The sequence below is a fragment of the Arthrobacter globiformis genome, from assembly GCF_046536215.2.
Classification (GTDB): Bacteria; Actinomycetota; Actinomycetes; order Actinomycetales; family Micrococcaceae; genus Arthrobacter; species Arthrobacter globiformis_E.
The window spans coordinates 1370380-1395220 of the sequence record NZ_CM143421.1; the positions used below are offsets into that span (position 1 = coordinate 1370380).

At 67.3% G+C, this 24841-nt stretch carries 24 protein-coding genes and 3 tRNA genes; 9 read left to right on the forward strand and 18 right to left on the reverse strand.

Annotated elements, in window-relative coordinates; translation table 11 throughout:
• From R5O87_RS06195 to R5O87_RS06205, 3 genes are read left to right on the forward strand one after another with little or no spacing between them, the layout of a single operon-like run.
• A complete protein-coding gene (locus R5O87_RS06195) occupies positions 1-720 on the forward strand; it encodes a LytR/AlgR family response regulator transcription factor (protein ID WP_410558241.1) in 720 nt (239 codons plus the stop codon).
• Positions 717-1079: a DUF485 domain-containing protein gene (locus tag R5O87_RS06200; RefSeq protein ID WP_410558242.1), complete on the forward strand. Its 363-nt coding sequence runs from the start codon at positions 717-719 to the stop codon at positions 1077-1079. The genes R5O87_RS06195 and R5O87_RS06200 overlap by 4 nt, the downstream gene beginning before the upstream one ends.
• Before the next feature lie 7 nt (positions 1080-1086).
• Complete coding sequence (locus tag R5O87_RS06205; protein ID WP_410558244.1) at positions 1087-2553, forward strand: sodium/solute symporter; 1467 nt, start codon at positions 1087-1089, stop codon at positions 2551-2553.
• A 93-nt stretch (positions 2554-2646) separates the two neighbouring features.
• Here the strand turns inward: R5O87_RS06205 and R5O87_RS06210 are convergent, their stop codons facing one another.
• From R5O87_RS06210 to rpsB, 6 genes are all read right to left on the reverse strand, one after another.
• Positions 2647-3234, reverse strand: coding sequence for a DivIVA domain-containing protein (locus tag R5O87_RS06210; RefSeq protein ID WP_410558245.1), 588 nt, complete (start codon positions 3232-3234; stop codon positions 2647-2649).
• A gap of 129 nt (positions 3235-3363) precedes the next feature.
• Positions 3364-4287 (reverse strand): phosphatidate cytidylyltransferase, encoded by a 924-nt coding sequence (locus tag R5O87_RS06215; protein WP_410558247.1) that lies wholly within the window; start codon positions 4285-4287, stop codon positions 3364-3366.
• On the reverse strand, positions 4287-4844 hold the full coding sequence (gene frr / locus R5O87_RS06220; protein WP_410558248.1) for a ribosome recycling factor: 558 nt from the start codon (positions 4842-4844) through the stop codon (positions 4287-4289). The genes R5O87_RS06215 and frr overlap by 1 nt, the downstream gene beginning before the upstream one ends.
• A gap of 96 nt (positions 4845-4940) precedes the next feature.
• Complete coding sequence (gene pyrH, locus R5O87_RS06225) at positions 4941-5678, reverse strand: UMP kinase (protein ID WP_236807821.1); 738 nt, start codon at positions 5676-5678, stop codon at positions 4941-4943.
• Positions 5679-5803: 125 nt separating this feature from the next.
• A complete protein-coding gene (gene tsf / locus R5O87_RS06230; RefSeq protein ID WP_410558249.1) occupies positions 5804-6640 on the reverse strand; it encodes a translation elongation factor Ts in 837 nt (278 codons plus the stop codon).
• A 126-nt stretch (positions 6641-6766) separates the two neighbouring features.
• A complete protein-coding gene (gene rpsB, locus R5O87_RS06235) occupies positions 6767-7615 on the reverse strand; it encodes a 30S ribosomal protein S2 (protein WP_410558251.1) in 849 nt (282 codons plus the stop codon).
• A gap of 423 nt (positions 7616-8038) precedes the next feature.
• Here rpsB and R5O87_RS06240 point away from each other — a divergent pair, with 423 nt between their 5' ends.
• Positions 8039-8608, forward strand: a complete 570-nt coding sequence (locus tag R5O87_RS06240; protein ID WP_410558252.1) for a M23 family metallopeptidase — start codon at positions 8039-8041, stop codon at positions 8606-8608.
• Positions 8609-8786: 178 nt separating this feature from the next.
• Here R5O87_RS06240 and R5O87_RS06245 read toward each other — a convergent pair whose 3' ends face one another.
• From R5O87_RS06245 to R5O87_RS06270, 6 genes are all read right to left on the reverse strand, one after another.
• Positions 8787-9977, reverse strand: a complete 1191-nt coding sequence (locus tag R5O87_RS06245; protein WP_410558253.1) for an acyl-CoA dehydrogenase family protein — start codon at positions 9975-9977, stop codon at positions 8787-8789.
• A gap of 160 nt (positions 9978-10137) precedes the next feature.
• A tRNA-Ile gene (locus R5O87_RS06250) sits at positions 10138-10211 on the reverse strand.
• A 143-nt stretch (positions 10212-10354) separates the two neighbouring features.
• The gene (locus R5O87_RS06255) at positions 10355-11551 is read right to left on the reverse strand and encodes a glycosyltransferase (protein WP_410558254.1); all 1197 of its coding nucleotides are present in this window, start codon (positions 11549-11551) and stop codon (positions 10355-10357) included.
• Between the two features lie 105 nt (positions 11552-11656).
• Positions 11657-12565 carry a DMT family transporter gene (locus R5O87_RS06260; RefSeq protein ID WP_410558255.1) on the reverse strand — a complete coding sequence of 303 codons (909 nt, stop codon included), beginning with the start codon at positions 12563-12565 and terminating at the stop codon, positions 11657-11659.
• Positions 12565-13188 (reverse strand): CDP-alcohol phosphatidyltransferase family protein, encoded by a 624-nt coding sequence (locus R5O87_RS06265; RefSeq protein ID WP_410558256.1) that lies wholly within the window; start codon positions 13186-13188, stop codon positions 12565-12567. Before R5O87_RS06265 ends, R5O87_RS06260 begins: the two co-directional genes overlap by 1 nt.
• A gap of 55 nt (positions 13189-13243) precedes the next feature.
• A complete protein-coding gene (locus R5O87_RS06270; RefSeq protein ID WP_410558257.1) occupies positions 13244-14125 on the reverse strand; it encodes a phage holin family protein in 882 nt (293 codons plus the stop codon).
• A gap of 181 nt (positions 14126-14306) precedes the next feature.
• On the opposite strand from R5O87_RS06270, the gene R5O87_RS06275 reads away from it, so the two are divergent.
• From R5O87_RS06275 to R5O87_RS06285, 3 genes are all read left to right on the forward strand, one after another.
• On the forward strand, positions 14307-15527 hold the full coding sequence (locus R5O87_RS06275; protein ID WP_410558258.1) for a multidrug effflux MFS transporter: 1221 nt from the start codon (positions 14307-14309) through the stop codon (positions 15525-15527).
• A 171-nt stretch (positions 15528-15698) separates the two neighbouring features.
• Entirely contained in the window at positions 15699-15890 is a 192-nt protein-coding gene (locus R5O87_RS06280; RefSeq protein WP_410558259.1) for a hypothetical protein, read from the forward strand.
• A 120-nt stretch (positions 15891-16010) separates the two neighbouring features.
• Positions 16011-16418: a hypothetical protein gene (locus R5O87_RS06285; RefSeq protein ID WP_076798221.1), complete on the forward strand. Its 408-nt coding sequence runs from the start codon at positions 16011-16013 to the stop codon at positions 16416-16418.
• 144 nt (positions 16419-16562) lie between these two features.
• Here the strand turns inward: R5O87_RS06285 and R5O87_RS06290 are convergent.
• The 6 genes from R5O87_RS06290 to R5O87_RS06315 form a co-directional block, all read right to left on the reverse strand.
• Positions 16563-16635, reverse strand: a tRNA-Asn gene (locus R5O87_RS06290).
• Between the two features lie 125 nt (positions 16636-16760).
• Positions 16761-16833, reverse strand: a tRNA-Asn gene (locus R5O87_RS06295).
• Positions 16834-16944: 111 nt separating this feature from the next.
• Complete coding sequence (gene dnaG / locus R5O87_RS06300; protein ID WP_410558260.1) at positions 16945-18984, reverse strand: DNA primase; 2040 nt, start codon at positions 18982-18984, stop codon at positions 16945-16947.
• A 73-nt stretch (positions 18985-19057) separates the two neighbouring features.
• Entirely contained in the window at positions 19058-20371 is a 1314-nt protein-coding gene (locus R5O87_RS06305) for a deoxyguanosinetriphosphate triphosphohydrolase (protein WP_410558262.1), read from the reverse strand.
• On the reverse strand, positions 20355-21536 hold the full coding sequence (dusB, locus tag R5O87_RS06310) for a tRNA dihydrouridine synthase DusB (protein WP_410558263.1): 1182 nt from the start codon (positions 21534-21536) through the stop codon (positions 20355-20357). The genes R5O87_RS06305 and dusB overlap by 17 nt, the downstream gene beginning before the upstream one ends.
• A gap of 94 nt (positions 21537-21630) precedes the next feature.
• Positions 21631-23082: a YibE/F family protein gene (locus R5O87_RS06315; RefSeq protein WP_410558265.1), complete on the reverse strand. Its 1452-nt coding sequence runs from the start codon at positions 23080-23082 to the stop codon at positions 21631-21633.
• 110 nt (positions 23083-23192) lie between these two features.
• On the opposite strand from R5O87_RS06315, the gene R5O87_RS06320 reads away from it, so the two are divergent.
• Positions 23193-23954, forward strand: a complete 762-nt coding sequence (locus tag R5O87_RS06320; protein WP_410558267.1) for an alpha/beta hydrolase — start codon at positions 23193-23195, stop codon at positions 23952-23954.
• A 49-nt stretch (positions 23955-24003) separates the two neighbouring features.
• A complete protein-coding gene (locus R5O87_RS06325; protein ID WP_410558268.1) occupies positions 24004-24834 on the forward strand; it encodes a DUF1295 domain-containing protein in 831 nt (276 codons plus the stop codon).
• Positions 24835-24841: the final 7 nt, after the last annotated feature.

The window sequence follows — 24841 nt, forward strand, 5'->3', positions numbered from 1 at the left end:
ATGATTAACGTTCTCGTCGCCGACGACGAGCTGCCCGCAATCGAGGAGCTGGCCTTCCTGCTGGGCCGGGATGAGCGGATCGGCACCATCCTCCGTGCCTCCTCCGGCGCCGAGGCGCTGCGTGCCCTCGAAGCCGAGGCGGTGGACGCCGTCTTCCTCGACATCCACATGCCTGCGGTGTCCGGCCTGGACATCGCACGGGCCATATCCCGCAGCAGCCGGCCGCCCGCCGTCGTCTTCGTGACTGCGGACGAGGACTGCGCCCTGGAAGCGTTCGAGCTGGCGGCCGTGGACTACCTGCTGAAGCCCGTCCGGGCCGAACGGCTGGCCCGCTCCGTGGGCAGGATCAGTGAACTGATCCGCGACGGCGGGACCGCACCTGAGATGATCACCGTGGACCAGGGCGGCACCACCAGAATGATCCGGCGCGACGACGTCACGTACGTCCAGGCCCAGGGCGACTATGCCCGGCTCCACACCGCCGATGCCAGCTACCTGATCCGGGTTCCGCTCGCCGATCTGGAACAGCAGTGGGCCGACGCGGGCTTCATCCGCACCCACCGGTCCTACCTGGTGGCCCTCGCCCACATCTCCCATCTCAAGCTCGCCGCGGTCCGGCCCAGCGTGTCCGTCGAGGACGCCGAGCTGCCGATCAGCCGGCGGCACCTGCCTGCCGTCCGCGAGAAGCTTGAGGCAACCAGGATCCGGCCCCAGGCATGACGCGCGTCAGGGTCACGGCTCCCCGTTCGGCATCCCGCATTTCCGCCGACTCCCCGGCCGAGCCGCGGGAGTCCGCCGAGGAGTCGGCCGTCGGCCAGGTGTTCGTCCGCTCGCTCATCCGGTCCCAGCTCCGGCTGGCCCTGGTGGTGGCCGGCGGTTTCCTGCTAATCCTCGGCGCGTTTCCGCTGCTGCTTGCCGCCATACCGGGTCTGGCGGCGACCCGGATCGCCGGGATTCCGTTCGACTGGCTCCTGCTGGGCGCCGGGATCTACCCTGTGACCGGAATCAGCGCCTGGCTGTACATCCGCAGCGCAGCACGGAACGAGGCCCGTTACCGCGACCTCGCCGGGGAAAAGTGATGCGCCGATGAATCCGGCAGTGGGCATTGCGGCGGTCGCCGCCGTTTCCGTGGCGACGGCGGTGATCGGCTTCTACGGACTGCGGATCTCCCGCACCACCGGCGACTTCTATGTCGCCTCGCGAACCGTGCCGCCCTGGTGGAACGCGTCGGCGATCGGCGGCGAGTACCTGTCCGCGGCGAGCTTCCTGGGCGTGGCCGGCCTGATCCTGCTGTCCGGCACGGATGCCCTCTGGTATCCCGTGGGCTATACGGCCGGGTACCTGATGCTCCTGCTGTTCGTGGCCGCGCCGCTGCGGCGTTCCGGGGCGTACACCATCCCCGATTTCACCGAGGCCCGGCTCGATTCGCGGGCAGTTCGGCGCGTGACCAGCCTGGCCGTGGTCATTGTGGGCTGGCTCTACATCGTCCCGCAGCTGCACGGCGCCGCCCTGACCATCCGGACCACCACCGGGCTGCCGCCCTGGGCCGGCTCAACCGCCGTCGTGGTGGTGGTGTGCCTCACCGTGGTGGCCGGCGGCATGCGTTCGATCACCTTCGTCCAGGCCTTCCAGTACTGGCTGAAGCTCACGGCCCTGGCCGTGCCCCTCATCTTCATTCTCCTGGCGCTGGCAGACAACGGTTCACCCGCGCTGGCGGAGGCTGCCACGAACCCGGGCGGAGCGGATCCGGCCAGCCCCTACCAGAGCGTCTCGCTCCTAGTTGCCCTGCTGTTCGGAACGCTGGGGCTGCCGCACGTCCTGGTCCGTTTCTACACCAACCCGGACGGGCACTCGGCGCGGCGGACCACGCTGATCGTGCTGGGCCTGCTGTCCGTGTTCTATCTGTTTCCGACGGCGTTCGGCCTGGCCGGCAGGCTGTTCGCCCCTGACCTGGCAAGGGCCGGGCAGGCGGATGCACTGGTGCTGCTGCTTCCGGGCCGCCTCGTTGGAGGCCCCGCCGGCGAACTGCTGTCCGCCCTCGTCGTGGCCGGGGCCTTTGCCGCGTTCCTGTCCACGACGTCGGGACTCGTCGTCTCGCTGGCCGGTGTGATCAGCCAGGACGTCCTGGGCGGCAGCGTGCGCGGCTTCAGGGTGGCGGCGCTGGTTTCGATCACCGTTCCGCTCGGCCTGGCGCTGATGACAGACTCGCTGGCACTTGCCGGCAGCGTGGGCCTGGTCTTCGCCTTCACGGCGTCAACCATCTGCCCGGTCCTGCTGCTCGGCATCTGGTGGCGGGGCCTGACCGACGCCGGTGCCATCGCCGGCATGGTGACCGGTGGCCTGCTGTGCGGCGGCGCCATGGTAGCAGGGACGTTGCTCGGGGTGGCGGGGACGCCGCCGTGGCTTGCGCAGCCGGCGGCCTGGACGGTGCCGGCCGCCTTTACCGTGATGGTCCTGACGTCGCGTGCCACCAGTTCCCGCGTGCCGCGGACCATCACCAGGGTGATGAACAGGCTGCACACGCCCGAACGGCCGCTGGCCACGGAACGCTGAGCTGCCGGGGCCCGGCGGCCGGAGTGCCGATGGGCCGGCGGCGGGTCGGCCGCATCGTGACCCGGAGCGGCGGGGCCGGCCGTGGCCAGGCGGTCAGTCGATGGCGGCCATCAGCTCGACCACGCGGTCGAGGAACGCGTCCACCTGGGTCTCCTCGTAGCCGTCCTTGCCGACCGCGGGCCGGAAGACGGCCCGGCGCACGTTGTCAACGCTGAGGGGCTTGTCCTGCTCGAGGTAACCGATGAGGTCGCGGCACAGGGTATCGACGTCTTTGGTGTTGTAGCTGCGCGCCTTTTTCTTGACCGGGCGGCGGAACCTCTCGCCGTCGGGCCTGTGAAGGCGGCCGCGGAGCGTCCCGGACAGCTGTCCGATCTGGCGCAGCCAGGCGTCCTCGCCGCGTTCGGCAATGAGGTCGTCCCGCTCCCGGCGGGCGAAGGCGTCCTCCAGCCGGTCCAGGGCGGCGTCGACGGCGGGGGCCGAGTATCCGCCCTTGACGGGGTCGAAGGACACGGACCGGACGTCGGCGCTCTTGAGGGGGTGGGCGGCAGCCTCGGGCGTCTCCAGGGATACGCGGGCCTGCTGGAGGAACTGGTCCACCTGCTTGGCGTTGTAGCCGTAGTCGGTCCGCGCCACGCGTTCGAACGACGCGGGGATCTGACGCTTGCTGTCCACTCTCACCATGTTTCCTTCGATACTTCTTCGGCGGGTCGTAACCGCATTATTCTAGGGCGTTGCGCAGGGCCGGGTGCCAGGGATCCCCGCCGGAAAGACTGAGGCCGGCCATCACGGGCCTGCGCGGGCCGGGAAAACTCAGGCCCCGGAAAACAGGACGAACAGCATGAAGGCCACCGGCGAAGCGAACACGATCGAGTCCAGCCGGTCCATCACCCCGCCGTGTCCCGGCAGGATGCTGCTCATGTCCTTGACGCCGAGCTCGCGTTTGACCATCGATTCGGCGAGGTCGCCGGCAGTGGCGGCAGCGACCATGCCGATCGCCAGCACAACCCCCACCCACCAGGGCTTGTCCAGCAGGAAGATGCTGGCCAGGATACCGACGAGCATGGCGCCCGCGATGGATCCGGCAAAACCCTCCCACGACTTCTTCGGGCTGATCTTGGGCGCCATGGGGTGCTTGCCCAAACGGGCGCCCACGAGGTAGCCGAAGGTGTCGTTGGAAACCACCAGGAGCAGCAGGATGACGATCTGCCAGGCACCCTCCGGCACTGTTCCGCCGGGCCAGGGGCCTACCGGGGAAGCGCCGCCTTCGACGTGCAGGGGCAGCGCGGCGAAGCTGATCAGGAACGGCACCCAGGCGAGGGTGAAGACCCCGGCGAAAATGCTGCGGGCCGAGCCCGTCGCACTTTCCACCGACCGCCACAGGAGCACAGCGACGCTGCTCGACAGCATCGCGAACAGCAGGCTTTCCAGGCCCCCGAAGTAGGCCGAGAACGGCATGGCCACGGTACCCACCATGACCGGCACGATGGGCAGGCGCGTGCCGTTCGCTTCGAGGGCCCGGAAGACCTCCCAGACACCGAAAGCAGCGAACGTCGTAACGACGGCCACAAAGCCGAGCGGCAGGAAGAGCAGCCCGCCGAGCACCGCAAGGAGCATGGCCAGGCCCACGGCGATTGCTGCCGGCAGGTTGCGCCCCGCCCCGGGGGTGGGGTTGGGCCTTGGCTGGCGGGTCCGCGTTCGGGCCCGCGCACCGGGGGCCTGCTGTGCCTGGCCCATCAGACCTCGAGCAGCTCAGCTTCCTTGCGCTTGAGGAGCTCGTCGATGCCGTCGACGTGCTGCTTGGTGATCGCGTCGAGTTCCTTTTCGCCGCGGGTACCCTCATCCTCGCCGGCTTCGCCGTCCTTGACGAGGCGGTCAAGGGTTTCCTTCGCCTTGCGTCGGATGTTGCGGATGGACACCTTGGCGTCCTCGCCCTTGGACTTGACGATCTTGACGTATTCCTTGCGGCGTTCCTTCGTCAGCTCCGGGATGGTGATGCGGATGACGTTGCCGTCGTTGGACGGGTTGGCGCCGACCTCGGAATCACTCAGCGCACGCTCGATGTCGCGCAGTGCAGTCTTGTCGAACGGCGTGATGAGGATGGTGCGGGCATCCGGGATCGCGAAGGAAGCCAACTGCTGCAGCGGCGTGGGGGTCCCGTAGTACTCCACCATGACCTTGTTGTACAGTCCGGGGTTTGCCCGCCCGGTGCGGATCGAGGCGAAGTCTTCCTTGGCTACCTCAACCGCCTTGTCCATCTTGTCTCCGGCTTCGAGCAAGGTTTCTTCGATCACGATCTCTCCTCAGAAATTGGTTCCCGGCCAACCGGGCATTTCACAAACCTGGTCCCGCCCAGTGGCGGAACCGTCCTAGAAATATCCTAGCTGTAACTAGGGCGTGACCAGCGTTCCCAGCTTTTCGCCGCGGATGGCGCGCGTGACGTTGCCTTCGCCTTCCATGCCGAACACCACCATGGAGAGCTTGTTGTCCTTGCACATGGTCATTGCGGTCTGGTCCATCACGCGGATGTCGCGGCGGAGGGCGTCGTCGTAGCTGAGGTTTTCCAGCTTTTCCGCCGTCGGGTCCTTCTTAGGGTCGGCGGTGTAGACGCCGTCCACGCCGCTCTTGGCCATGAGCACCACGTCGGCGTGCACCTCGAGGGCGCGCTGGGCAGCCACGGTGTCGGTGGAGAAGTACGGCAGGCCTGCGCCGGCGCCGAAGATGACCACGCGGTTCTTTTCCATGTGGCGAATCGCGCGGCGGGGAATGTAGGCCTCGGCCACCTGGCCCATGGTGATGGCGCTCTGGACCCGGGTCTCAACGCCGGCCTGCTCCAGGAAATCCTGCAGCGCAAGGCAGTTCATGACAGTTCCCAGCATGCCCATGTAGTCGGCACGGGAGCGGTCCATGCCGCTCTGGGACAGTTCGGCGCCGCGGAAGAAGTTGCCGCCGCCTACTACGATAGCCACCTCGACATCGGGAACGGCAGCGGCGATCTGCTTGGCGACTGCGCGGACGGTGTCCGGGTCGACGCCCAGCTTGCCGCCGCCGAAGACTTCACCGGACAGCTTCAGGAGGACCCGGCGCCTGCTCTTCTCTGACTGGACGGGAGTGTTGACGGCTTCCATGATGCCTTCCGGTTTGGTGAACTCTGAGCTAGGTTATCGCGCATCCGGCCAGCGCTCACATTTCTTATGGGCCGGTGCATGCAAAAGGGGCGGCCACCGAAGTGGCCACCCCCTTGCGTGTCAGACTAGGAGCCGACGCGGAAACGCGTGAATGCGGTTCCCTTGACGCCGGCCTCTTCGAGGACCTGCGCCACAGTCTTCTTGGCGTCCTTGGCGAAAGCCTGGTCAACCAGGACCTCACCCTTGTAGAAGCCGGTAACGCGGCCTTCGACGATCTTGGTCAGGGCAGCTTCGGGCTTGCCCTCGGCCTTGGCGGTCTCCTCGGCAATGCGGCGCTCGGATTCGACCAGCTCGGCCGGAACGTCCTCGCGGGAGAGGTAGTTCGGGGCCATTGCCGCGATGTGGACAGCGACGTCGTGGGCCGCAGTGGTGGCTGCTTCACCTTCGCCGTCAACAGCGAACAGGACGCCGACCTGGGCCGGGAGGTCCTTGGAGGTCTTGTGCAGGTAAGCGTCGACCGTGGCACCCTCAATGCGGGCGATGCGGCGGACAACAACCTTCTCGCCGAGGACAGCGCCCTCTTCGACGACAACCTCGGACAGCGGCTTGCCGTCAACATCGGTGGCGAGCAGGGTCTCGAGGTCGGCAGCGCCGGACTCGACGGCGATCGCCAGGACCTTGTCAGCCAGCTGGATGAACTTGTCAGCCTTGGCGACGAAGTCGGTCTCGCAGTTGACCTCGATCATTACGCCGACGCCGCCGTCGACCTTGGCAGCAACCAGGCCTTCAGCGGTGGAGCGGCCTTCGCGCTTGGTGGCGCCCTTCAGGCCCTTGATGCGGATGATCTCGATTGCCTTCTCGGCGTCGCCGTTGGCTTCGTCGAGAGCCTTCTTGACATCCATCATGCCGGCGCCGGTGCGCTCGCGCAGAGCCTTGATATCAGCGGCAGTGTAGTTCGCCATGTGAACCCCTCTGTCTAGAAAATTTTTGTGTGTACGGACCGACAGGACGGCAGCTCACTGGGTGAGCGGCCATCCTGTCAGTTGCCCGGGCGCTGCGGACAGCGACCGGAAATCCCGATGAAGTTGTTACTTCGCGGAGTCGGTGCCCTCGGCGTCAGCCGGGGCTTCCTCAGCGGCGGGAGCAGCTTCGGCAGCCGGAGCCTCAGCCTTGCTGCCTTCGAGGAGCTCGCGCTCCCACTCAGCCAGCGGCTCTTCCGGAGTCTCGGTGGTGCCGGTTGCGCGCTGGTTGCGGGCGATCAAACCCTCGGCAACGGCGTCAGCAACAACGCGGGTCAGGAGGTTCACGGAGCGGATGGCGTCGTCGTTGCCCGGGATCGGGAAGTCGACCTCGTCCGGATCGCAGTTGGTGTCCAGGATGGCCACAACCGGGATGTTGAGCTTCTTGGCCTCGTCAACAGCCAGGTGCTCCTTCTTGGTGTCAACAACCCACAGCACGGACGGTGCCTTGGTCAGGTTGCGGATACCGCCGAGGTTGGACTCGAGCTTGGTCAGCTCGCGGCGCAGGAGCAGCAGTTCCTTCTTCGTGTAAGCGGAACCGGCGACGTCGTCGAAGTCGATCTCTTCGAGTTCCTTCATGCGCTGGATACGCTTGGCAACGGTCTGGAAGTTGGTGAGCATACCGCCGAGCCAACGCTGGTTGACGTACGGCTGGCCGACGCGGGTGGCCTGCTCGGCGATGGCTTCCTGAGCCTGCTTCTTGGTGCCGACGAACAGCACGGTGCCGCCGTGGGCAACGGTGGCCTTGACGAACTCGTAGGCGCGGTCGATGTAGGACAGCGACTGCTGGAGGTCAATGATGTAGATGCCGTTGCGCTCGGTGAAGATGAAGCGCTTCATCTTCGGGTTCCAACGGCGGGTCTGGTGTCCAAAGTGGACGCCGCTGTCAAGCAGCTGGCGCATGGTTACGACGGGCATGCCGACGCTCCTTCCGGCAGGTCATTCATGAGAGCGGCCGCGGCCGCTCTTACCCTGCCAATAGTTGACGGTTAGTTAGCCTTGCCCGGGCGGGCACAGGCTCCTGGCATCCATTGCACATCTCATCAGGACCGTTGCCGGGCCTGACCGCAAGAGGCGCAATCCTCCGCAGCAGGAAGCAACTGCTTACCGGTTGTGGAGGGCTGGATACGCGTAGTCAGCTGCTGCTCCCCCGCACTCCTGAATGGGGCGTGCTGACGCGACCCACTAATATGGAATGCGTTGAGGGCACAGCAAACTGCTCCACCAAGTGTACTACAGCGTCCCGCGGCAAATGCACCGGTTCCGGCGCACCGGGCGGCGTTTTCCACATAGGCCGAAGGTCCCGTTCCGGCGGGCGGATCAGTCGCCCATGCTGAGGGCATGAAAGCTTACGTGATGGCGGCGGTGCTCCTGCTCACGACGGCGGCCGCCGCACCTTCCGCTGCTACTGCGCCTTCCGCCGCCCCGGCTCCGTACTCCATGACAGCCGCCTCCCCCGTCCGCGCCCCTACGCCCGCGCCGGAGGGGTGGCGCTGGCCGCTTGCGCCGCGGCCGCCGGTCCTGCGCCCGTTCGATCCCCCGGACAAACCGTGGCTGAGCGGGCACCGGGGCGTGGACCTCGGCTCAGCGCCCGACGGCCCCGTCACCGCGCCGGAAGCCGGAACCGTCAGCTTTGTGGGCGTGGTGGTGGACCGGCCGGTCATCACCATTGATCACGGCAATGGCCTGCGCAGCAGCTTCGAACCGGTGCGGAGCACACTCAAGAAGGGCGCGTACGTGGCCAAGGGCGCCGTGGTGGGCACCCTGCTGACAGGCCACTGCGGCCGCTCCCCATGCGTGCACTGGGGCGTCCGCCGCGGAGAGGAGTACCTCAATCCGCTGTCCTTCATACTGGACCTGCGGCCCTCGGTGCTGCTGCCGCTGAAAGGCAGCGGGCCACCGGGAGGCTAGGCAGGTCACCCGGGTCGGACGGCGGCGACGGCGCTAGCGTCGACGGCTGCGCCGGCTAGGCGACGGCGCTAGCGCGGACGGGGGCGCCAGCTTAGGCGATGGCTCCGGCTTAAGGGCGGCGCCAGCTTAGGCGATGGCTCCGGCTTAATGGCGGCGCCAGCGTTGGCGCGGGGCCTGCTTAGACGATCGCGGAGACGCCGGTGATGGCCCGGCCGGCCACCAGGGTGTTCACTTCGTGGGTGCCCTCATAGGAGTAGATTGCCTCGGCGTCGGCGAAGATCTTTGCCATCTCGAAGTCCGTCACTATGCCGTTTCCACCGAGGAGGCTGCGGCCGATTGCGACGCTCTCCCGCATCCGTGCGGTGGTGAACGCCTTGGCGAGGGCGGACTGCTCGTCCTTGGCCTGGCCGGCATCCTCGAGCTGGGAGAGCCGCACCATCATGCCCATCGAGCTGACCGCGTTCCCCAGGATCTGGACCAGCTGGCTCTGCACCAGCTGGAAGGAGGCCAGCGGACGCCCGAACTGGTGCCGTTCCACGGCGTATCGCCGGGCCACATCGAAGGCAGCGAGCTGCTGGCCCACCGCCTGCCAGGCAACGGCAAGACGGGTGACCTTCAGGACCTTGTTGGTGTCGCGGAAGCTGTTGGCGTTGGCCAGCTTGAAGAAGTCCGGCACCGCCACATTGTCCAGCGTGATGTCGGCGTTCTGCACGGTCCGCAGCGAGATCTTGTTCTCGATCCTGGTTGCACTGAAGCCCGGCAGCGCCGTGTCCACAAGGAAGGCCTTGACCTGGTTGTCAGCGACATCGCGGGCGTAGACCACCACCCAGTCGGAAAATGTTGCGTTGCCGATCCAGCGCTTCGCGCCGTTGAGGATCCACCGGTCGCCCTCCCGCTCTGCCGTGGTGCGGGTGCCGCCGGCGACGTCGGATCCGCCCAGGGGTTCAGTCAGGCCGAACGCGCCTATCTTGCGCAGCGAGTAGATGTCCGGCAGCCAGGCATCCTGCTGCTCCCGGGACGCCAGGGCCTCGATGGAACCGGCAAAAAGGCCGTCGTGCACGCCCATGAAGGTGGCGATGGACGTATCCGCGCGGGTAACTTCCGCGTGCACGATGCCGGCGAAGAGATTCGAATAGCCCTGGCGGCGCACCGGGCTGACAAGGTCGAGCTCGGCCAGCTTGGGAATCAGGTCGAGGGGGAATTCGCCGCGGTTCCAGCAGTCCACGGCTATCGGCTTTACTTCCCGGGCCAGGAAGGAGCGGACCTCGGCCAGCCTGTCCTGCTCCTTGGAACTGAGCAGCTGCTCGAAGGCGAAGAAGTCCCCGTCAGCGTAGGGCAGGCTGTTGATGTCAATTGCAGCGGCGGACATGGCGCTCCTTCACACTGGCCGGCGTCCGCGATGGAACAACTACAGGGTGGAACAACTACACGGCACCGGCGGGCTAGTTACTGATCAGTAACTTATCCCAGTGTGCCGGAAAAAGGAAAGGGCCCTGATCTGCGAAAGACGCAGATCAGGGCCCTGAAAGTAGGGCTACTCGGACTTGAACCGAGGACCTTAGGATTATGAGTCCCGCGCTCTAACCAGCTGAGCTATAGCCCCATGCACCAGCCCCGCAAGGGCAGGCGCGCCCGGCCGGCAGCGGCCCCTAAAGGGCCCGTCGCAGGCGGGGCAGATTCACTCTAGCAAACCGGCGAAGGGCTCCAGACCACTTCGGCCACTGCTGGCCTCAGATGGCTGCGACCTTAGACAACCTTGTCCTCATAGTTCGCCCCGTAGTACAGGTCCTCGAACGTCTGCAGCGTCCCCTGGATGCTGTGCGGTTCCACCATGCACCGGCTGGCTTTGCCCATGGCCTTCCGGTCTTCCGCCGGCAGCCTGAAAATCCGGGTGATCTTGGCAGCGAGGTCGGCGCTGTCATGCGGCGTGAACAGGTAGCCGTTTTCGCCGTCCCGCACCAGGTGCGGAAGCGCCATGGCATTTGCCAGCAGGACAGGTGTCGACGCGGACATTGCCTCCAGCGTGACCAGGGACTGGAGCTCCGCGGTGCCGGGCATGCAAAACAGGTCGGCCCGGATGTAGGCCTCACGGAGTTCGTCGTCGCTAGCCAGTCCCAGGAACTTCACCCGGCTCTGCAGTCCCAGGCGTTCCACCAGGTCCTCGAGCGATTGCCGCACCTCGCCGCCGCCGACGATTTCGAGATGGACATTCAGGTCGGCAGGGGTGGCAGCCACCGCCTTGATGAGCACGTCGACGTGCTTCTCCTCGGCCAGGCGGCCAGCGAACAGCACTGTCGGGTGCTCATGCGGCTCAATGACCTCGTCGGGCTTGAGCTCGTAGGCTGCGGAGTCGATGCCGTTGGACAGCGGGAGCACCTTGCGCAGAAAGGCGTGCTGGTGCATCGCCTTGGCGGCCAGCGGCGTGGGCGTCGTGACGACGTCCGCCTGGCCCATGACCTTCCCCATGTCCTTCCAGGAGATCTTCCCGATGATGTCCTTGAACCACTGCGGGAACGGCAGGAACGGGTTGAGGTTTTCCGGCATGAAGTGGTTGGTGGCGACGATGCGGACGCCGCGCTTCACGGCCTCGTACAGGACGTGCTCGCCGATCATGTAATGGCTCTGGATGTGCACCACGTCCGGCTGGACCTTGTCGAACAGCAGGCTGATTTCCTTCTTGATCTCCCACGGGAAACAGATCCGGAAGTACTCATGCGTGAAAACGCTGTGCGAGCGGAGGCGGTGGACAGTGGCTTCGGCGCGGAACTCGGTGAAACTCTTGCCCTTGTCCTGCCGGCAGGCCAGCACGTGGACATTATGTCCGCGCGCCGTCATACCCTTGGCCAGCCGGTAGCCGAACTGGGCGGCTCCGTTAACGTGAGGCGGGTACGTGTCCGCCGCGATGAGGATGGTCAGTGGACGCTGGGCGTCGGGCATGGTCACGTAGAAAGCTCCTGGTGGTCATGGTGGTCGGCTGCGGCTGACCACACCGGCCTGCCGGCGCGTGGTGCACCGGCACATTCTTGCCTGGTCCGCAGTAAAAACCGGCTAGTGGGACGCCCTGCCCGTGGCCTTCCGAACTTCCTTCTTCCGCTTGGTGACCTCGGGATGGTGTCTTGAAAGGGCGATTACCCCCACGATAGCAAGGGTTGCCGCCGTACCCATGGCAATCGCCTGGACGGCGTGGACATCGGGGCGCAGCTCGCCAAGAATCGTGATGCCAATTGCGATGCCCACAATCGGGTCCACCACGGTGAGGCCGGCGATCACCAGATCCGGCGGCCCGGTGGAGTAGGCGCTCTGGACGAACCAGGACCCGAGTCCCCCGGCCGCGGCGATGGCCACCACTGAATACCACGGCACGTTGAGGAGGAACAGGCCGTTCGGGTCCAGGAGGTGCTTGCCGATGATCCTCGTCAGCACGGCCACGAAACCAAAGAGGATGCCGGCACCCAGGATGTAGATGAACGCGCTCATGCGGTGCTTGAACATGGCCGCGAGGCTGCCGAAGATGCCTACCGCCAGGGCCAGCAACAGCACCACGGTAAGTTCGTCCTCAGGCGTGACGTGGTGGCTCTCCTGCGTGACAGTCACGGCGAGCAGGACGAACAGCGCCGACCCCGTCACACATGCGGTTATGGCCACCACCGTGGCCCGGTTGATGCTCAGCCCCTGGTCCTTGGTGTTGACCACTGTGGTGATCACCAGGGCGATAGCGCCGATGGGCTGCACCACGGTGAGGGGTGCCGTGACCAGCGCGACGGAGTTCATCGCCATACCCATGCAGAGCAGGAGGAGGCCGAAGACCCACCGGGGGTTCCGCAGCAGGCGCAGGAAACCATTGGAGCTCAGCGCCAGGCCACCGGTGTCCGCCTTGACCGCACTGCCCTGGCGCTGGGCACCAAAGGCGAGGCAAAAGGCGCCCATGACCGCGAGCAAAACCGCAACCCAGACCATCAGCCGTTCCCGCCGTCGTCGGCCGCCAGCATTTTTCCTTTGCGTTGGATCGCCCAGAAATAGTTGTAGGCAGCAACCCAGTGGCCGACGAGTCCCAGCCCCAGAACCACCCAGGCGGCGACGAACCACGCTCCGGCGAACGGAATGGGCAGCTGGGACAGCACCAGGAGCGGGGTTCCGAGCAGGAGCAGGCCGGTGCGGGCCTTGCCCACCAGGCTGACGGGAAGGTCCGGGTGGCCGCGGAAGTAGAACAGGGACATGCCCAGCAGGACGGCGTCGGGAACCACCAGCGCTGCCAGGTACCACCACTGCACGACGCCGGCGATCACCAGGGTGACAGCGACGGCAATCATGGCCAGCCGGTCGGCGATGGGGTCCAGCACCCGCCCCAGCTTGGAGGTCTGGTTGAACCGCCGGGCGACGTAACCGTCCACCCAGTCGGTGCTGCCCATGATGGCCAGCACCAGCACGGCCAATCCGTACTCCTTCCGGGCCAGCACAAGCCAGATGAAGATCGGCACGCCCATGAAGCGCAGTACCGTGAGGAGGTTGGGGACGGTGTAGACCAGATCGCGATCGACATGCGGCTGCCCGGGGCGGGAACCAGCGCCGATGAATCTCATCAGGCCTCCCTCTCCGCGGCCGGCGGCCTTTTACAGTCTTCGTTCAGGGCAAAGCTCAGCTCTTGAAGAGTTTCCGCAGCAGAGTGAGCAGGACGGCGGTGGAGGCGGCGAGGGCAAGGAGCGGCTTCCAGCGCGCCTCGAGCTGCCCGGGCAGGGAGCCCGACGGGGCAGCGGAGCGGGCCGACGCCGACACGGCAGCGAAGCGTTCGGCCGCACGTTCGCGGGCCTCCTGGAACTTTTCGTTGCCTTCAGCGGCACGGTGCCTGGCGACGCCGAGCAGTGCCTGGGCCTGGGTCTTGACGTCCAGTTCCTCGCCGAGCTCGTCCCGGACACCGGTCAGGTGTTCACGGCGCTGCTTCAGGCGGCGGCGGAGTTCGGGCTCGGTGGGCACTGGAACCTCCACGGCCTCGGCGGCCTTCTTGGCTTCCTTGTCCGCCTTCTCCTTGGCCTTCTCCGCGGCCTTTGCCTCGGCGGCGGCCTTGGCCTGAGGCGAGTTGGGATCGAGCACGGCGGCGTCGAAGTCCGAACCCTCCTTCGCGATGCCCAGGTCGTGCTTGAGGCCGCGGACTGTGTCCTCGGGAATCAGCGGCATGGCCTGCTTGAACTTCCGGAGGCCGATGAGCCCGCCAATGAGGGCGATGAGGAGGAAGACCGCGCTGACGAGCAGGGCCGCCAGCCAGGCGGGCATGATGGTAGCCAGCCCCATGATGGCGGCGACGATCAGCCCCGTGATGAGCAGAGCCAGGAAGACGGCGGCCACCCCGAAGAATGCGCCGGCGACGCCGAGCTGCTTGCCTTTGCGCTTTGCCTCAATCTTGGCCAGCGCGATCTCATCATTGAGCTGGCGGGGCGCGAGTTTGAACGCGAGCTTAAGGGTTTTTGGCAGCGCAGTGATACGCAATCCCTGGTTGGTCCGCCCGCTGTGACGCCCGCTCATAGGTTCCGCCTAACTGGTTCCGTCGTAGATTTTTCTTCGCTGCCGCGGGGGTTTCCGGTGCGTCCGTGCGCCCCCGCTGACAAAACTATCATTCAGGGTCCGCAGGAACTTCTGGAAACAGCCCCGGCGAGCCCCTCCAACGCTGTAAAAGTCTGATCTGTCAGCCCTAGGATGGTTCTCTGTGACCACCACCAACCCGGGCGATGCCCTCAGCCGCCGGCAAAAATTCCTCTACGTCCTTCTACTCGGCGCCCTGACTGCCCTCGGGCCGTTCACCGTGGACCTCTACCTGCCCGCCTTCCCCGCCCTGGAAGCAAGCCTCAACGTCTCGGAAGCCGCCGTGCAGCTGACCCTGACCGGCACCACCGTGGGCTTCGCGCTGGGGCAGCTGGTGGTGGGGCCCTTCAGCGACAAGTTCGGGCGCCGGCTCCCGCTGATCCTGGCCACCGCCCTCCACATCGCCGCGTCGCTGGGCGCCGCGCTCTCCACCGACATCGCCACCCTCGGCGTGTTCCGCGTCCTCATGGGCATCGGCGCTGCCGGCGGCGGCGTGGTGGCGATGGCCATGGTCCGCGACCTGTTCAGCGGCTACGCCATGGTCCGGATGTTCTCCCGGATGGCACTGGTCAACGGGCTCGCCCCCATCCTGGCGCCCGTCATCGGGTCCCAGCTGCTCCTTGTCATGCCGTGGCCGGGCATCTTCGTGTTCCTGGCCTGCTACGGCACCGCGGTCATTGTGTGCGCCATCGTGCTGGTCCGGGAGACGCTGCCGCGGGAGAAACGGGGCCAGTCCGGCCTGACGGCCCGGCAGCGGTACGGCGTGCTCTTCTCCGACCGGGTCTTCGTGGGCCTGCTGATGCTGGGCGGCATGAACTTCGGCGGCCTGTTCACCTACCTGTCGGCGTCCCCGTTCCTGTTCCAGGATGTCTTCGGGTTCTCACCCCAGCAGTACGGCCTGCTCTTCGGCGTCAACTCGCTGGGCATTGTGGCCGGAGTGCAGACAAGTTCCCGGCTGATCAAACGCGTCCCGCCGCAGTGGATCCTGGCCTGCTCCACGGCCTGGATGTTCCTGATGGCCGTGCTGATCCTCCTGTTCGACCAGCTCGGGTTCGGGCTCTGGGGCGTCATGGTGCCGCTGTGGTTCTACATCCTGGGCACCGGCTTCACCTTCCCCTGCGTGCAGGTCCTGGCGCTGGCCAGCCACGGTGCCCAGGCCGGCACGGCAGCCTCCCTGCTGGGAGCCTCCACGTTCCTGATGGCGGGCATCATCTCCCCCGTGGTGGGCTGGCTGGGCGGGAATTCCGCCACGCCCATGGGCGCGGTCCAGGCCTGCTGCATCTTCCTGGCCGCGGCCGCCCTGTGGCTAGTGGTCCGGCCCCGCACCGTGCCGTCCATCCACTGAGTCCGGCCACCCGCAGCGCTTGCGGTGAGCTCCCGGTGAGCTCACGATGGCCTGGCTGCCGGCTCCCGGGCACGTCCAGGTCCGGGACCCGGCAGCCACGACGGGCAGGCCGGCACCGGCCGTCAGGGCGGCGCCCGTCAGCGGGCCGTCACCCGCCTGTAGGCTGGCCCCATGGCCCGCAAACCGACCCGCAAACCCCACCGCAACGGACGAGGGCTGTTCCTCGGAGCCATCCTCGGCGCCGTGGCCGGCTTCTTCGCCGGCAGGATGATGGGCAACGCGGCGCTGGGCATCCTGGTGGGCGCCGTCGTCGGTTCTGCCCTGCTGTACCGCGTCAATCCGGGACCTTGGAACAGGCCCTGACCCACCGTCTCCCCTGAGCCATGCCGGGCCTTCCCGCCGGAGGCCCCGGAGCCGATCAGCCGCCGTCGGTTGGCTAGCGGCCATCTGTTCGCTGGGGTGGCTGCGCGATAAAGTTGTTACGTGCCCCACTGGCAGGATCATCCCCCACTTCCGGCCACGTGGCAGCGGTGCGACTCCGGCATTCTGCCGTTGTGGTGGGACCGGCTGTGCACCCAGACGAGTGCCCAGTCGGCAGCGCTCTATGCGGCGGGACTTTTCACTGAGGACCGGCGCCGGCCCATAGCCCAGTGGTTCAACCCGGCTTTCAATGCTGCCCTGCTGGTGGCCCCCGAGACCTCCCCCGAATGGCCCGTCCAGAGGTTCGGCATCTTCTATGCCCCGCCCGACGGCGGCTTCACGCGCGTGCACTCCTCTCCCCACGAGTGGCACCCCCGCGAGCCGCGGAAGTCCCCCACGGAGCGGGAGGCGTTCGAGGCCGCCATCGCCGAGGCCGAACGCTTCCTGCAGGTGGAAATGGACTTCGTCTGACGCTTGCTGTCCCGGGTGAGCAGGATCACCGGGTGAGCAGGATCACCGGTTGGCGGGGTTACCGGGATAGCTGCACCCGACGGCCCGCGTCACAAAACAAAAAAGTCCCGCGGCCGGCTCTGGGGCCAACCGCGGGACTGTGCGCTCCTCCTGCTGGACTTGAACCAGCAACCCTTCGATTAACAGTCGAATGCTCTGCCAATTGAGCTAAGGAGGAATGAAGCAGGTATGACATTAGCAAACGTTCCGCCGCAATGTGAAATCGGCGCCAACACTGGGCGCAAATACCCCTCCCGGGTATAAAAAAGTCCCCGTTCCGGAAACCGGAACGGGGACTGTGCGCTCCTCCTGCTGGACTTGAACCAGCAACCCTTCGATTAACAGTCGAATGCTCTGCCAATTGAGCTAAGGAGGAATGAAGCGGGTACTAGCCTAGCAAACACCCGGCCCGGATACGAAATCGGCGACTTTCAGGCCCCGGAGCCGGCCGCGCGAGACGGCCCTTGAAGCGGCCACCCCTGGCAGCTTAGGCGTCCGAGCGGAGCGACCGGCGCTCCATCTCGAGCATCATGAGCTCCCGGTTCAGCTGCTGGAACTCCTCGGGGTGGGCAACGGCATCCAGCCGCTGCAGCTGCCCGAGCTTGTCCGCCTTCACACGGGTGATCTGCAGCTCGAACAGCCTGGCGAGGATGTCCCGGCAGTACTTCTGCACCGCTTCGGCGGTATGGGCCGGCAACGGAACAACAGCGAGTTCCGAGACCAGCGGCTGAAGCGGTTCGGCAACTTCCTGGCGCAGGGCCTCCACCCACTGCACGGCATCGCCGGAGAAGCCCGGAGCCGTGGCGCGGATGGCATCGTGGATGGCCTGGTAGGCGGGCGTGGCGAACCGGGCGGTAACGAACCGCTCCCAGGCCGCGCCGCCCAGCATCGCCGGCTCCTGCAGCGCCACCTCAAGGGCCTGCCGCTCCATGGACGCCACCGGATCCCGCGGATCCGGACGGTGGAAGGACGGCAGGACGCCCGACGGCGGGAGCGCCGCTACGCCGGGCACGTTCTGGCCGTTTCCCGGCGCTGAGTTGTATCCGGCACCGCTGTAGCCGGCACCGCCGGACTGGGCACCGTTGTAACCGCCATTGTTGTAGCCGCCACCCGCCCCGCTGCCCTGCGCTCCGGCACCGGGCGCTCCGCGGGCCGGCGCACCGGACGCCTGCGCCCCCGAACCCGGCGCACCAGGCGCAGCGCGCTTGGCGGCGGCCGCCACAGCCCTCGTGACGTCCTCGATGGGCATGCCCAGCCACCCGGCCAGTTCCCGGGCGTAGCCGGGCCGCAGGCCGGCGTCGCGGATCTGGGCCACGACGGGGGCGGACTCGCGGAGCGCGGCCACCCGTCCCTCCACCGTGTCCAGGTTGTGCTTGCGCAGGGTGGCCCGGATGGCGAATTCGAAGAGCGGGCGCCGGGAACTGATCAGGTCACGGACGGCGGCGTCCCCGCGTGTCTGGCGCAGGTCGCAGGGGTCGGCCCCGGTGGGTTCGACGGCCACGTAGGTCTGGGCCACAAACCGCTGGTCCTCCTCAAAGGCCCGCAGGGCCGCCTTCTGGCCGGCGGCATCGCCGTCGAAGGTGAAGATGACCTCTCCGCCGGTGCCGTCGTCGGACAGCAGCCGGCGGGCGATCTTGATGTGGTCGGCGGCGAACGCCGTACCGCAGGTGGCCACCGCCGTCGGAATTCCCGCAAGGTGGCAAGCCATGACGTCCGTGTAGCCCTCCACCACCACCAGCTGCCGGTCCTTGGCGATGTTCCGCTTGGCAAGGTCGATCCCGTACAGCACCTGGGACTTCTTGTAGAGCGTGGTTTCCGGGGTGTTGAGGTACTTGGGTCCCTGGTCGTCCTCGTAGAGCTTGCGGGCGCCAAAGCCGATGGTGTCGCCCGCGATGTCCCGGATGGGCCAGATCAGTCGGCCGCGGAAGCGGTCGTAGATGCCCCTGTTGCCTTCGGAGAACATGCCGGTGAGCTTCAGCTCGGGATCGGTGAAGCCCCGGCCACGCAGGTGCTTGAGCAGCGCGTCCCAGCCCTGCGGTGCGTAGCCGACGCCGAAGTGGTCGGCCGCTGCCCGGTCGAAGCCGCGCTGCTGTAGGAATTTCCGGCCTTCGGCGGCGCCGGCGGTGAGCAGCTGGGCGCGGAAGAACTCATCGGCGATCTTGTGGACGTCCAGGAGCCGCTGGCGCTTGCCGACTTCCTCGCGGCTGGGCCCGGTGCCGCCGTCCTCGTAGCGGAGCTCGTACCCGATCCGGGCGGCAAGCTTCTCCACGGCCTCGTGGAAGGAGGTGTGGTCCAGTTTCTGCACGAAGGAGATGACGTCGCCGTCCTCGCCGCAGCCGAAGCAGTGGTAACGGCCCACCTGCGGGCGGACGGTGAACGACGGCGAGCGCTCGTCGTGGAAAGGGCACAAGCCCTTGTAGGAGCCGAGGCCGGCGCCCTTGAGCGTGACGTATCCGTCGACGACTTCCTTGATGTCCGTGCGCTGGCGGACTTCATCGATATCTTCCCGTTTAATCAGCCCAGCCACGAAGCAATCCTAGTCTTTGGCACCCCGGCACGAACCCGGGTTCCGGCCTTATGTGGACTGAGTGCGTCCAATCTCACCACAGGGACGGCAGGCTGCCCACGAGCCGTTCGTACATGGCCAGCGCGGAGCCGTCCGTCAGCGACGCCACCTGGTCGATGACCACGCGGAGCCGGGCGCCGTCGTCGGCCGCTTCCCGCCAGTCCGCGGCGAACATGGGCTCAAGGTGCCGGTCCCCGGAGGCGTTCAGCGCCGTCACCAGGGCATGGAGCACCTCGCGCTGGCGTTCGTAGATCGGCTGCCGGTGGTCGGTGGTCATCACGAAGGTGGTGGCCAGGCCCTTCATCACCGCGATCTCCAGGACGGTCTCCTCCGGAACCATGAGCTCGGCGTTGTACCGGGTCAGGTTCGCCGGGCCGTAGACGGCGCGGGTGGTTTCCAGCGCACTCTGGCAGAACCTGCCGATGAGCTGGCTGGTCATGTCCTTCAGCGCCGCCATGGACTTGCGGCTGCCATCGGCCTCGCGCACCCAGACGTCAGTGGCTTCCAGCCGGGCCAGGGCGGCGTCGATGGCGGCGGGATCGTTGTGCGGCAGGTACCACTGCTTGGCGTAGCCCACCACGCGCGCCCGGTGGTCCGGGTTGTCCATCCAGCGCAGCTGGAAGTGGCCGGCCACGATCGCATCCTCAACGTCGTGCACCGAGTACGAGATGTCGTCCGCGAGGTCCATGACCTGCGCCTCGAGGCAGGACCGCCGTTCCGGGGCACCTTCGCGGATCCAGTTGAAGATGGGGAGGTCGTCCTCATAGGCGCCGAACTTGCTGGTCCGCTGGCCGTGGATCACCGGCGCGTCCAGGGCGGACCACGGGTACTTCGCGGCCGCGTCCAGGCTCGCCCGGGTGAGGTTCAGGCCCGCCGGCCTGCCCTCCCCGTCAAGGACCTTCGGCTCGAGCCGGGTGAGCAGGCGCAGGGTCTGGGCGTTGCCCTCGAACCCGCCGATGGCGTGGGCCATTTCGTTCAGCGCCGATTCACCATTGTGGCCGAACGGCGGGTGGCCGAGGTCGTGGCTGAGGCAGGCGGTGTCCACCACGTCGGGGTCGCAGCCGAGGGCGCGGCCCAATTCCCGGCCCACCTGCGCCACCTCGAGGCTGTGCGTCAGCCGGGTGCGGACAAAGTCGTCGGTGTCCGGGGCCACCACCTGCGTCTTCGCGCCGAGCCGGCGCAGGGCCGAGGAATGCAGCACGCGGGCGCGGTCGCGCTCGAAGTCGGAGCGGTACGTGCTCTTGGGCGGTTCCTCTACCCAGCGGGCGGAGTCGTGCGCTTCGTAGCCCGGCAGGGCCTGCGGCGTGGTGCGGGCTTCCGCCAGCCGGCTTTCAGCCACCGGACACATCCAGTTCCGCCGCGGCGATGTCCCGCGACTGATCCTCGTTCAGCTGGCGGCTCAGCAGCCAGTCCTTGGGCAGGGCCGGCCTCTTCGGCGAACCGGCACGCCCGCGCGGCCCTTCGGAATCGATGCCGGGGTACGGCAGGTCCATGTCGAGCTCGTCCAGCAGTTCGCGGAGCACCTCAAGCGTGGGCACGGTGGCCAGCTTTGCCCGCAGTTCCCCACCGACCACGTAGCCCTTGAAGTACCAGGCCATGTGCTTGCGGATCTCACGCAGCGCCTTGTATTCGTCGTTGCCGAAGGTTTCCACCATGAGCTCGGCGTGCCGGTAGACGCCCTCGGCCACCTCGCGCAGGCCGGGACGGTGCCGCTTGTCGCTGCCTTCAAAGGCGGCCTGCAGGTCGCCGAACAGCCACGGACGGCCCTGGCAGCCACGGCCCACCACGACGCCGTCGATGCCGGTTTCGCGGACCATGCGGACGGCGTCCTCGGCGGACCAGATGTCGCCGTTGCCCAGCACCGGAATATCCGGCAGCGCCTCGCGCAGGCGGGCGATGGCGGACCAGTCCGCCTGGCCGGAGTAGAACTGCGCCGCCGTGCGGCCGTGAAGGGCGACGGCGGCAACACCCGAATCGCGGGCAATCCGGCCGGCGTCGAGGTACGTCAGGTGGTCGTCGTCGATGCCCTTGCGCATCTTGATGGTCAGCGGGATGCCGCCCTTGGACGCCTCGCGGACGGCGGTCTGGACGATGGAGGTGAAAAGGTCGATCTTCCAGGGCAAGGCCGAACCGCCGCCGCGCCTGGTGACCTTGGGCACAGGGCAGCCGAAGTTGAGGTCGATGTGGTCTGCCCGGTCTTCCTCCACCAGCATGCGGACGGCCGCACCCACGGTGCCGGGGTCCACGCCGTAGAGCTGGACGGAGCGGACTTTCTCGTCGTCGTCGTGCGAGATGATGCGCAGCGATTCCGGCGTACGCTCCACCAGGGCGCGGGAAGTGACCATCTCCGCCACGTACAGCCCGCCGCCGTATTCACGGCAGAGCCTGCGGAAGGCGGTGTTGGTAATTCCGGCCATGGGCGCGAGCACCACCGGGGTGTCCACGGTGATGGGGCCGAGCTTCAGCGGCGGAAGTTCCAGCCGGGGGGCGGGAGGCGTTGCTACAACAGTCACCCGTCCATTGTCTCAAAGCCGGGCAAATCGGGCGGAATTCCGGGCAGGATGCCGACGGCGGCACCTAAGGCCCGTTGCTCAGCCGCCGCTGTATTCAGTCCCGCCGTCTTCCGTTCCCCTGTGTTTGGTCCCCCGGTGGTTGATCACGGAGTATTTGGTCACGCAGCGCGGCGCGCCGTCCCCGCCGGGTTGCCGGCGGTGCGTCCGCTTCGGCGCGTTCCCTGCCGGCCACCGCCGCTGCGGCCGCGAGCGCGCCGGTGTCGTCGACGTCGTCGGCCGTTATGGCGGCATGGCCGCCGGCGCGGTGATCCGCAGCGGAGGTGCCGGGCACCTCCGCCGAAGTCGGCAGCTCAGCCGACCGGACGCCCGTGGCCTTGACCACCAGCACGGCGATCAGCGTGGTGACCGGAATCGCCAGGACCAGGCCGATCGAGCCGACCAGCGTGCGGATGACCTCCTCGGACAGTTCGGCGCTGGTCAGAGCCTCCCCCAGCGGACGGTTGTAGAGCATCACGATGATGAGGATGGGCAGGGCCGCCCCGGCGTAGGCGAACGCAATCGTGTACACCGTGGAGGCGATGTGGTCGCGGCCGATCCGCATGGCCGACGAAAACAGCTTGCGGGCGCTCGTGTTGGGCGCCAGTTCGTACAGTTCCCACACCGCGGAGGACTGCGTGATGGTCACGTCATTCAGCACGCCAAGCCCGGAGATGATGAGTCCGCACAGGATGATGCCGGAGATGGAGATCTTGTCCGAGATGTTCACGAGCGTGGCGGCGTCGTGGCTGCCCACGCCCGCGAGGTTCGCCGCATCGGTGGCCCAGGCGGCGAGCAGGGCGGTGATGCCGAGCCCGAAGATGGTGCCGAGCAGTGCCGTCGAGGTCCGGGCCGAGAAGCCGTGCGCGAAGTACAGCACCCCGATCATGATCACCGTCGAACCGACCAGGGCCAGCAGGAGCGGCGGCTTGCCCTCTACCAGGCCGGGGAGCATGAAGCTGACCAGCACGAAGTAGGCGCCGACGAGGCCGATCAGGGCACGCAGCCCCCGCCAGCGCGCCACGGCAACCACCACGACGGCGTAGAGGAGGGCCAGCAGGATGATCGGCATGGTGCGGACAAAGTCCACGAAGATGTACGACGGCGACCCTTGGGCCGCCGGGGCATCGGCGCCGGTGGCGGCCGCCTGGGCGTGGGTCAGATTGAGGTAGCGGATGTTGTCGCCCACCTTCACGCCGTGCGATTTGGCGATGTCCGGGTTGATCACCACCTTGACCGGGTTGCCGCCCTTGTCCGGTTCGGTGATCGCGAAGGTGCACTGCGAGCCGCCGTTGTCCTGGGCGGCCGCCTGGGTGCAGCTCTCCGTGACTACGCGCTGGATCCGGCCGGTGTCGAAGGTGACGCCCGGAGCTGCGGCATACGGGTTGGCCAGGGTCAGGCCCTCCCTGTTCCCAGAAGGCCACAGCGCCGCCATGGCCGCGAGGGTCAGCAGGGTCAGCGGAATCAGCACCGCTGCCAGAATCCTGTTTGCTTTCCTGCGGGCGGCCATCGCTTCCGCCGTTGGCTCCGAATGCCCTGTATGACCGTGGGAGTGACCTGCACCCATCAGCAGTTAGACCTCATGCTTGAACTCTACGGCGGCGGCCATAGGGTTGATAAATGGACGAGGAAGTGTCGGAGGATGCAGACGTGAGCCAACGCCGGACTGATCATGAAGCGGTGCTGACTGTTCTGGCCCCGTCCGGACCCACCCGGGGCGTGGCCCTGGTGCTGCACGGCGGCAAGTCGCACAGCTTCGAGCCCGTCCAGGCCACGCACCTGAGCCCGGCGCGGATGGTGCCCTTCGCCCGCCACCTGCACGCCGCCGGCCGGAAACACGGCCTGGCGGTCTGGATCCTGCGGAACAGCGTGCGCGGCTGGAACGGCGAGGACATGACCCCGCTGAAGGATGCTCGCTGGGCGCTGGCCAAAGTCCGCGCGGAGCACCCCGGCGTGCCCATCTACCTGCTGGGGCATTCGATGGGCGGCCTCACCGCGATCTGCGCCGCGGACGAACCGGACGTGGAGGCCGTGGTGGCGCTGGCTCCGTGGCTCGATGACGCCACGCCCGCTTCCGCGGTCGCCGGACGGAAGGTCCTGATCGTGCACGGGAACGAGGACCGGTGGACGAGCCCGTCGGCCTCACTCCGGTTCGCGCGCCGCGCGGCGCCGGAAGCGGCGGAGCTGCGGTACGTATCGCTCCGCGGGGCCGGGCATTTCATGCTGCGCCGGGTCGGACTGTGGCACAGGCTGGCCACAGGGTTCCTGATGAAGGCCTTCACGGAGCGGACCGGAGTTCCGGGGGCCGGGGCCACCGCGTCTGCCGCCGCCCTCGACAGGGTGCTTCCGCCGTCCGGCGAGTCACTGCCCCTGGTCCTGTGATGCGACCGGTGTGCTGTGAGGCGGCTGGTGCTGTGAGGCGGCCACTTTCATGAGCCCGTTCCCGCTGGAGGCGTTCCTCACCAGCCTGCCCTGGGCGGGGCTGGGGGTGGTGCTGGTGCTCGCCGTCACCTACGCCGCGGCCGTTGGCGCCGGATCCGTTGGTGCAGACCCCCGCGGCCAAGCCCGGCATTCGGTAATGGACGTGGTGTGGGGCCCGGGCTTCGTCGTGATTGCGGTGATTTCCTTTATCCTTTCGGCCGGGGAAGGCGACGGCGGCCGGCGGGTGCTCCTGCTGGCCCTGACAGGCGTCTGGGGAATCCGGCTCGGCACGCACATCGGCCGCCGGGCCCTTGGCGGTCACGAAGACCCCCGCTACGTGGAGCTGCTCAAAGGGGCACGCGGGTCGCGGAACGCCTTCGCCCTCCGCCGCGTCTATCTGCCGCAGGGCCTGGTGATGTTCTTCGTCTCGCTGACCATCCAGGTGGGCATGTTCGCCACGGGTCCGCTGGGGTGGATCGCCGTCGCGGGTTTGGCGGTGTGGCTGACCGGGTTCATCTTTGAGTCAGTGGGAGACCTTCAGCTGGAGCGGTTCAAGAGCGATCCGGCCCGCAGGGGCACCGTCCTGAACACCGGGCTGTGGCGCTACACGAGGCACCCCAACTACTTCGGCGACGCCGCCGTCTGGACCGGGTTGTTCCTTATCACGGCGGAGTCCTGGCCCGGCGTGCTGACCATCCTCTCCCCCGCGCTGATGATCTGGACGCTGGCCGGCAAGACCGGGAAGCCGCTCACGGAGAGGGCCATGTCCGGCCGTCCCGGCTACCGTGAATACGTGCAGTCCACCAGCGGCTTCTTCCCGTGGCCGCCGCGGCGGCACTGAGATCCGG

Bases quoted from the DNA above. Each gene is read 5' to 3' on its own strand.
- R5O87_RS06320 (WP_410558267.1), top strand. From the start codon at position 23,193: ATGGACGAGGAAGTGTCGGAGGATGCAGACGTGAGCCAACGCCGGACT.
- R5O87_RS06245 (WP_410558253.1), bottom strand. From the start codon at position 9,977: ATGTCCGCCGCTGCAATTGACATCAACAGCCTGCCCTACGCTGACGGG.
- R5O87_RS06280 (WP_410558259.1), top strand. From the start codon at position 15,699: ATGGCCCGCAAACCGACCCGCAAACCCCACCGCAACGGACGAGGGCTG.
- tsf (WP_410558249.1), bottom strand. From the start codon at position 6,640: ATGGCGAACTACACTGCCGCTGATATCAAGGCTCTGCGCGAGCGCACC.
- R5O87_RS06195 (WP_410558241.1), top strand. From the start codon at position 1: ATGATTAACGTTCTCGTCGCCGACGACGAGCTGCCCGCAATCGAGGAG.
- R5O87_RS06210 (WP_410558245.1), bottom strand. From the start codon at position 3,234: ATGGTGAGAGTGGACAGCAAGCGTCAGATCCCCGCGTCGTTCGAACGC.
- R5O87_RS06325 (WP_410558268.1), top strand. From the start codon at position 24,004: ATGAGCCCGTTCCCGCTGGAGGCGTTCCTCACCAGCCTGCCCTGGGCG.
- rpsB (WP_410558251.1), bottom strand. From the start codon at position 7,615: ATGCCCGTCGTAACCATGCGCCAGCTGCTTGACAGCGGCGTCCACTTT.
- R5O87_RS06305 (WP_410558262.1), bottom strand. From the start codon at position 20,371: ATGTGTCCGGTGGCTGAAAGCCGGCTGGCGGAAGCCCGCACCACGCCG.
- R5O87_RS06315 (WP_410558265.1), bottom strand. From the start codon at position 23,082: ATGGCCGCCCGCAGGAAAGCAAACAGGATTCTGGCAGCGGTGCTGATT.
- R5O87_RS06265 (WP_410558256.1), bottom strand. From the start codon at position 13,188: ATGAGATTCATCGGCGCTGGTTCCCGCCCCGGGCAGCCGCATGTCGAT.
- R5O87_RS06270 (WP_410558257.1), bottom strand. From the start codon at position 14,125: ATGAGCGGGCGTCACAGCGGGCGGACCAACCAGGGATTGCGTATCACT.
- R5O87_RS06205 (WP_410558244.1), top strand. From the start codon at position 1,087: ATGAATCCGGCAGTGGGCATTGCGGCGGTCGCCGCCGTTTCCGTGGCG.
- R5O87_RS06215 (WP_410558247.1), bottom strand. From the start codon at position 4,287: ATGGGCCAGGCACAGCAGGCCCCCGGTGCGCGGGCCCGAACGCGGACC.
- R5O87_RS06260 (WP_410558255.1), bottom strand. From the start codon at position 12,565: ATGGTCTGGGTTGCGGTTTTGCTCGCGGTCATGGGCGCCTTTTGCCTC.
- pyrH (WP_236807821.1), bottom strand. From the start codon at position 5,678: ATGGAAGCCGTCAACACTCCCGTCCAGTCAGAGAAGAGCAGGCGCCGG.
- R5O87_RS06200 (WP_410558242.1), top strand. From the start codon at position 717: ATGACGCGCGTCAGGGTCACGGCTCCCCGTTCGGCATCCCGCATTTCC.
- R5O87_RS06240 (WP_410558252.1), top strand. From the start codon at position 8,039: ATGAAAGCTTACGTGATGGCGGCGGTGCTCCTGCTCACGACGGCGGCC.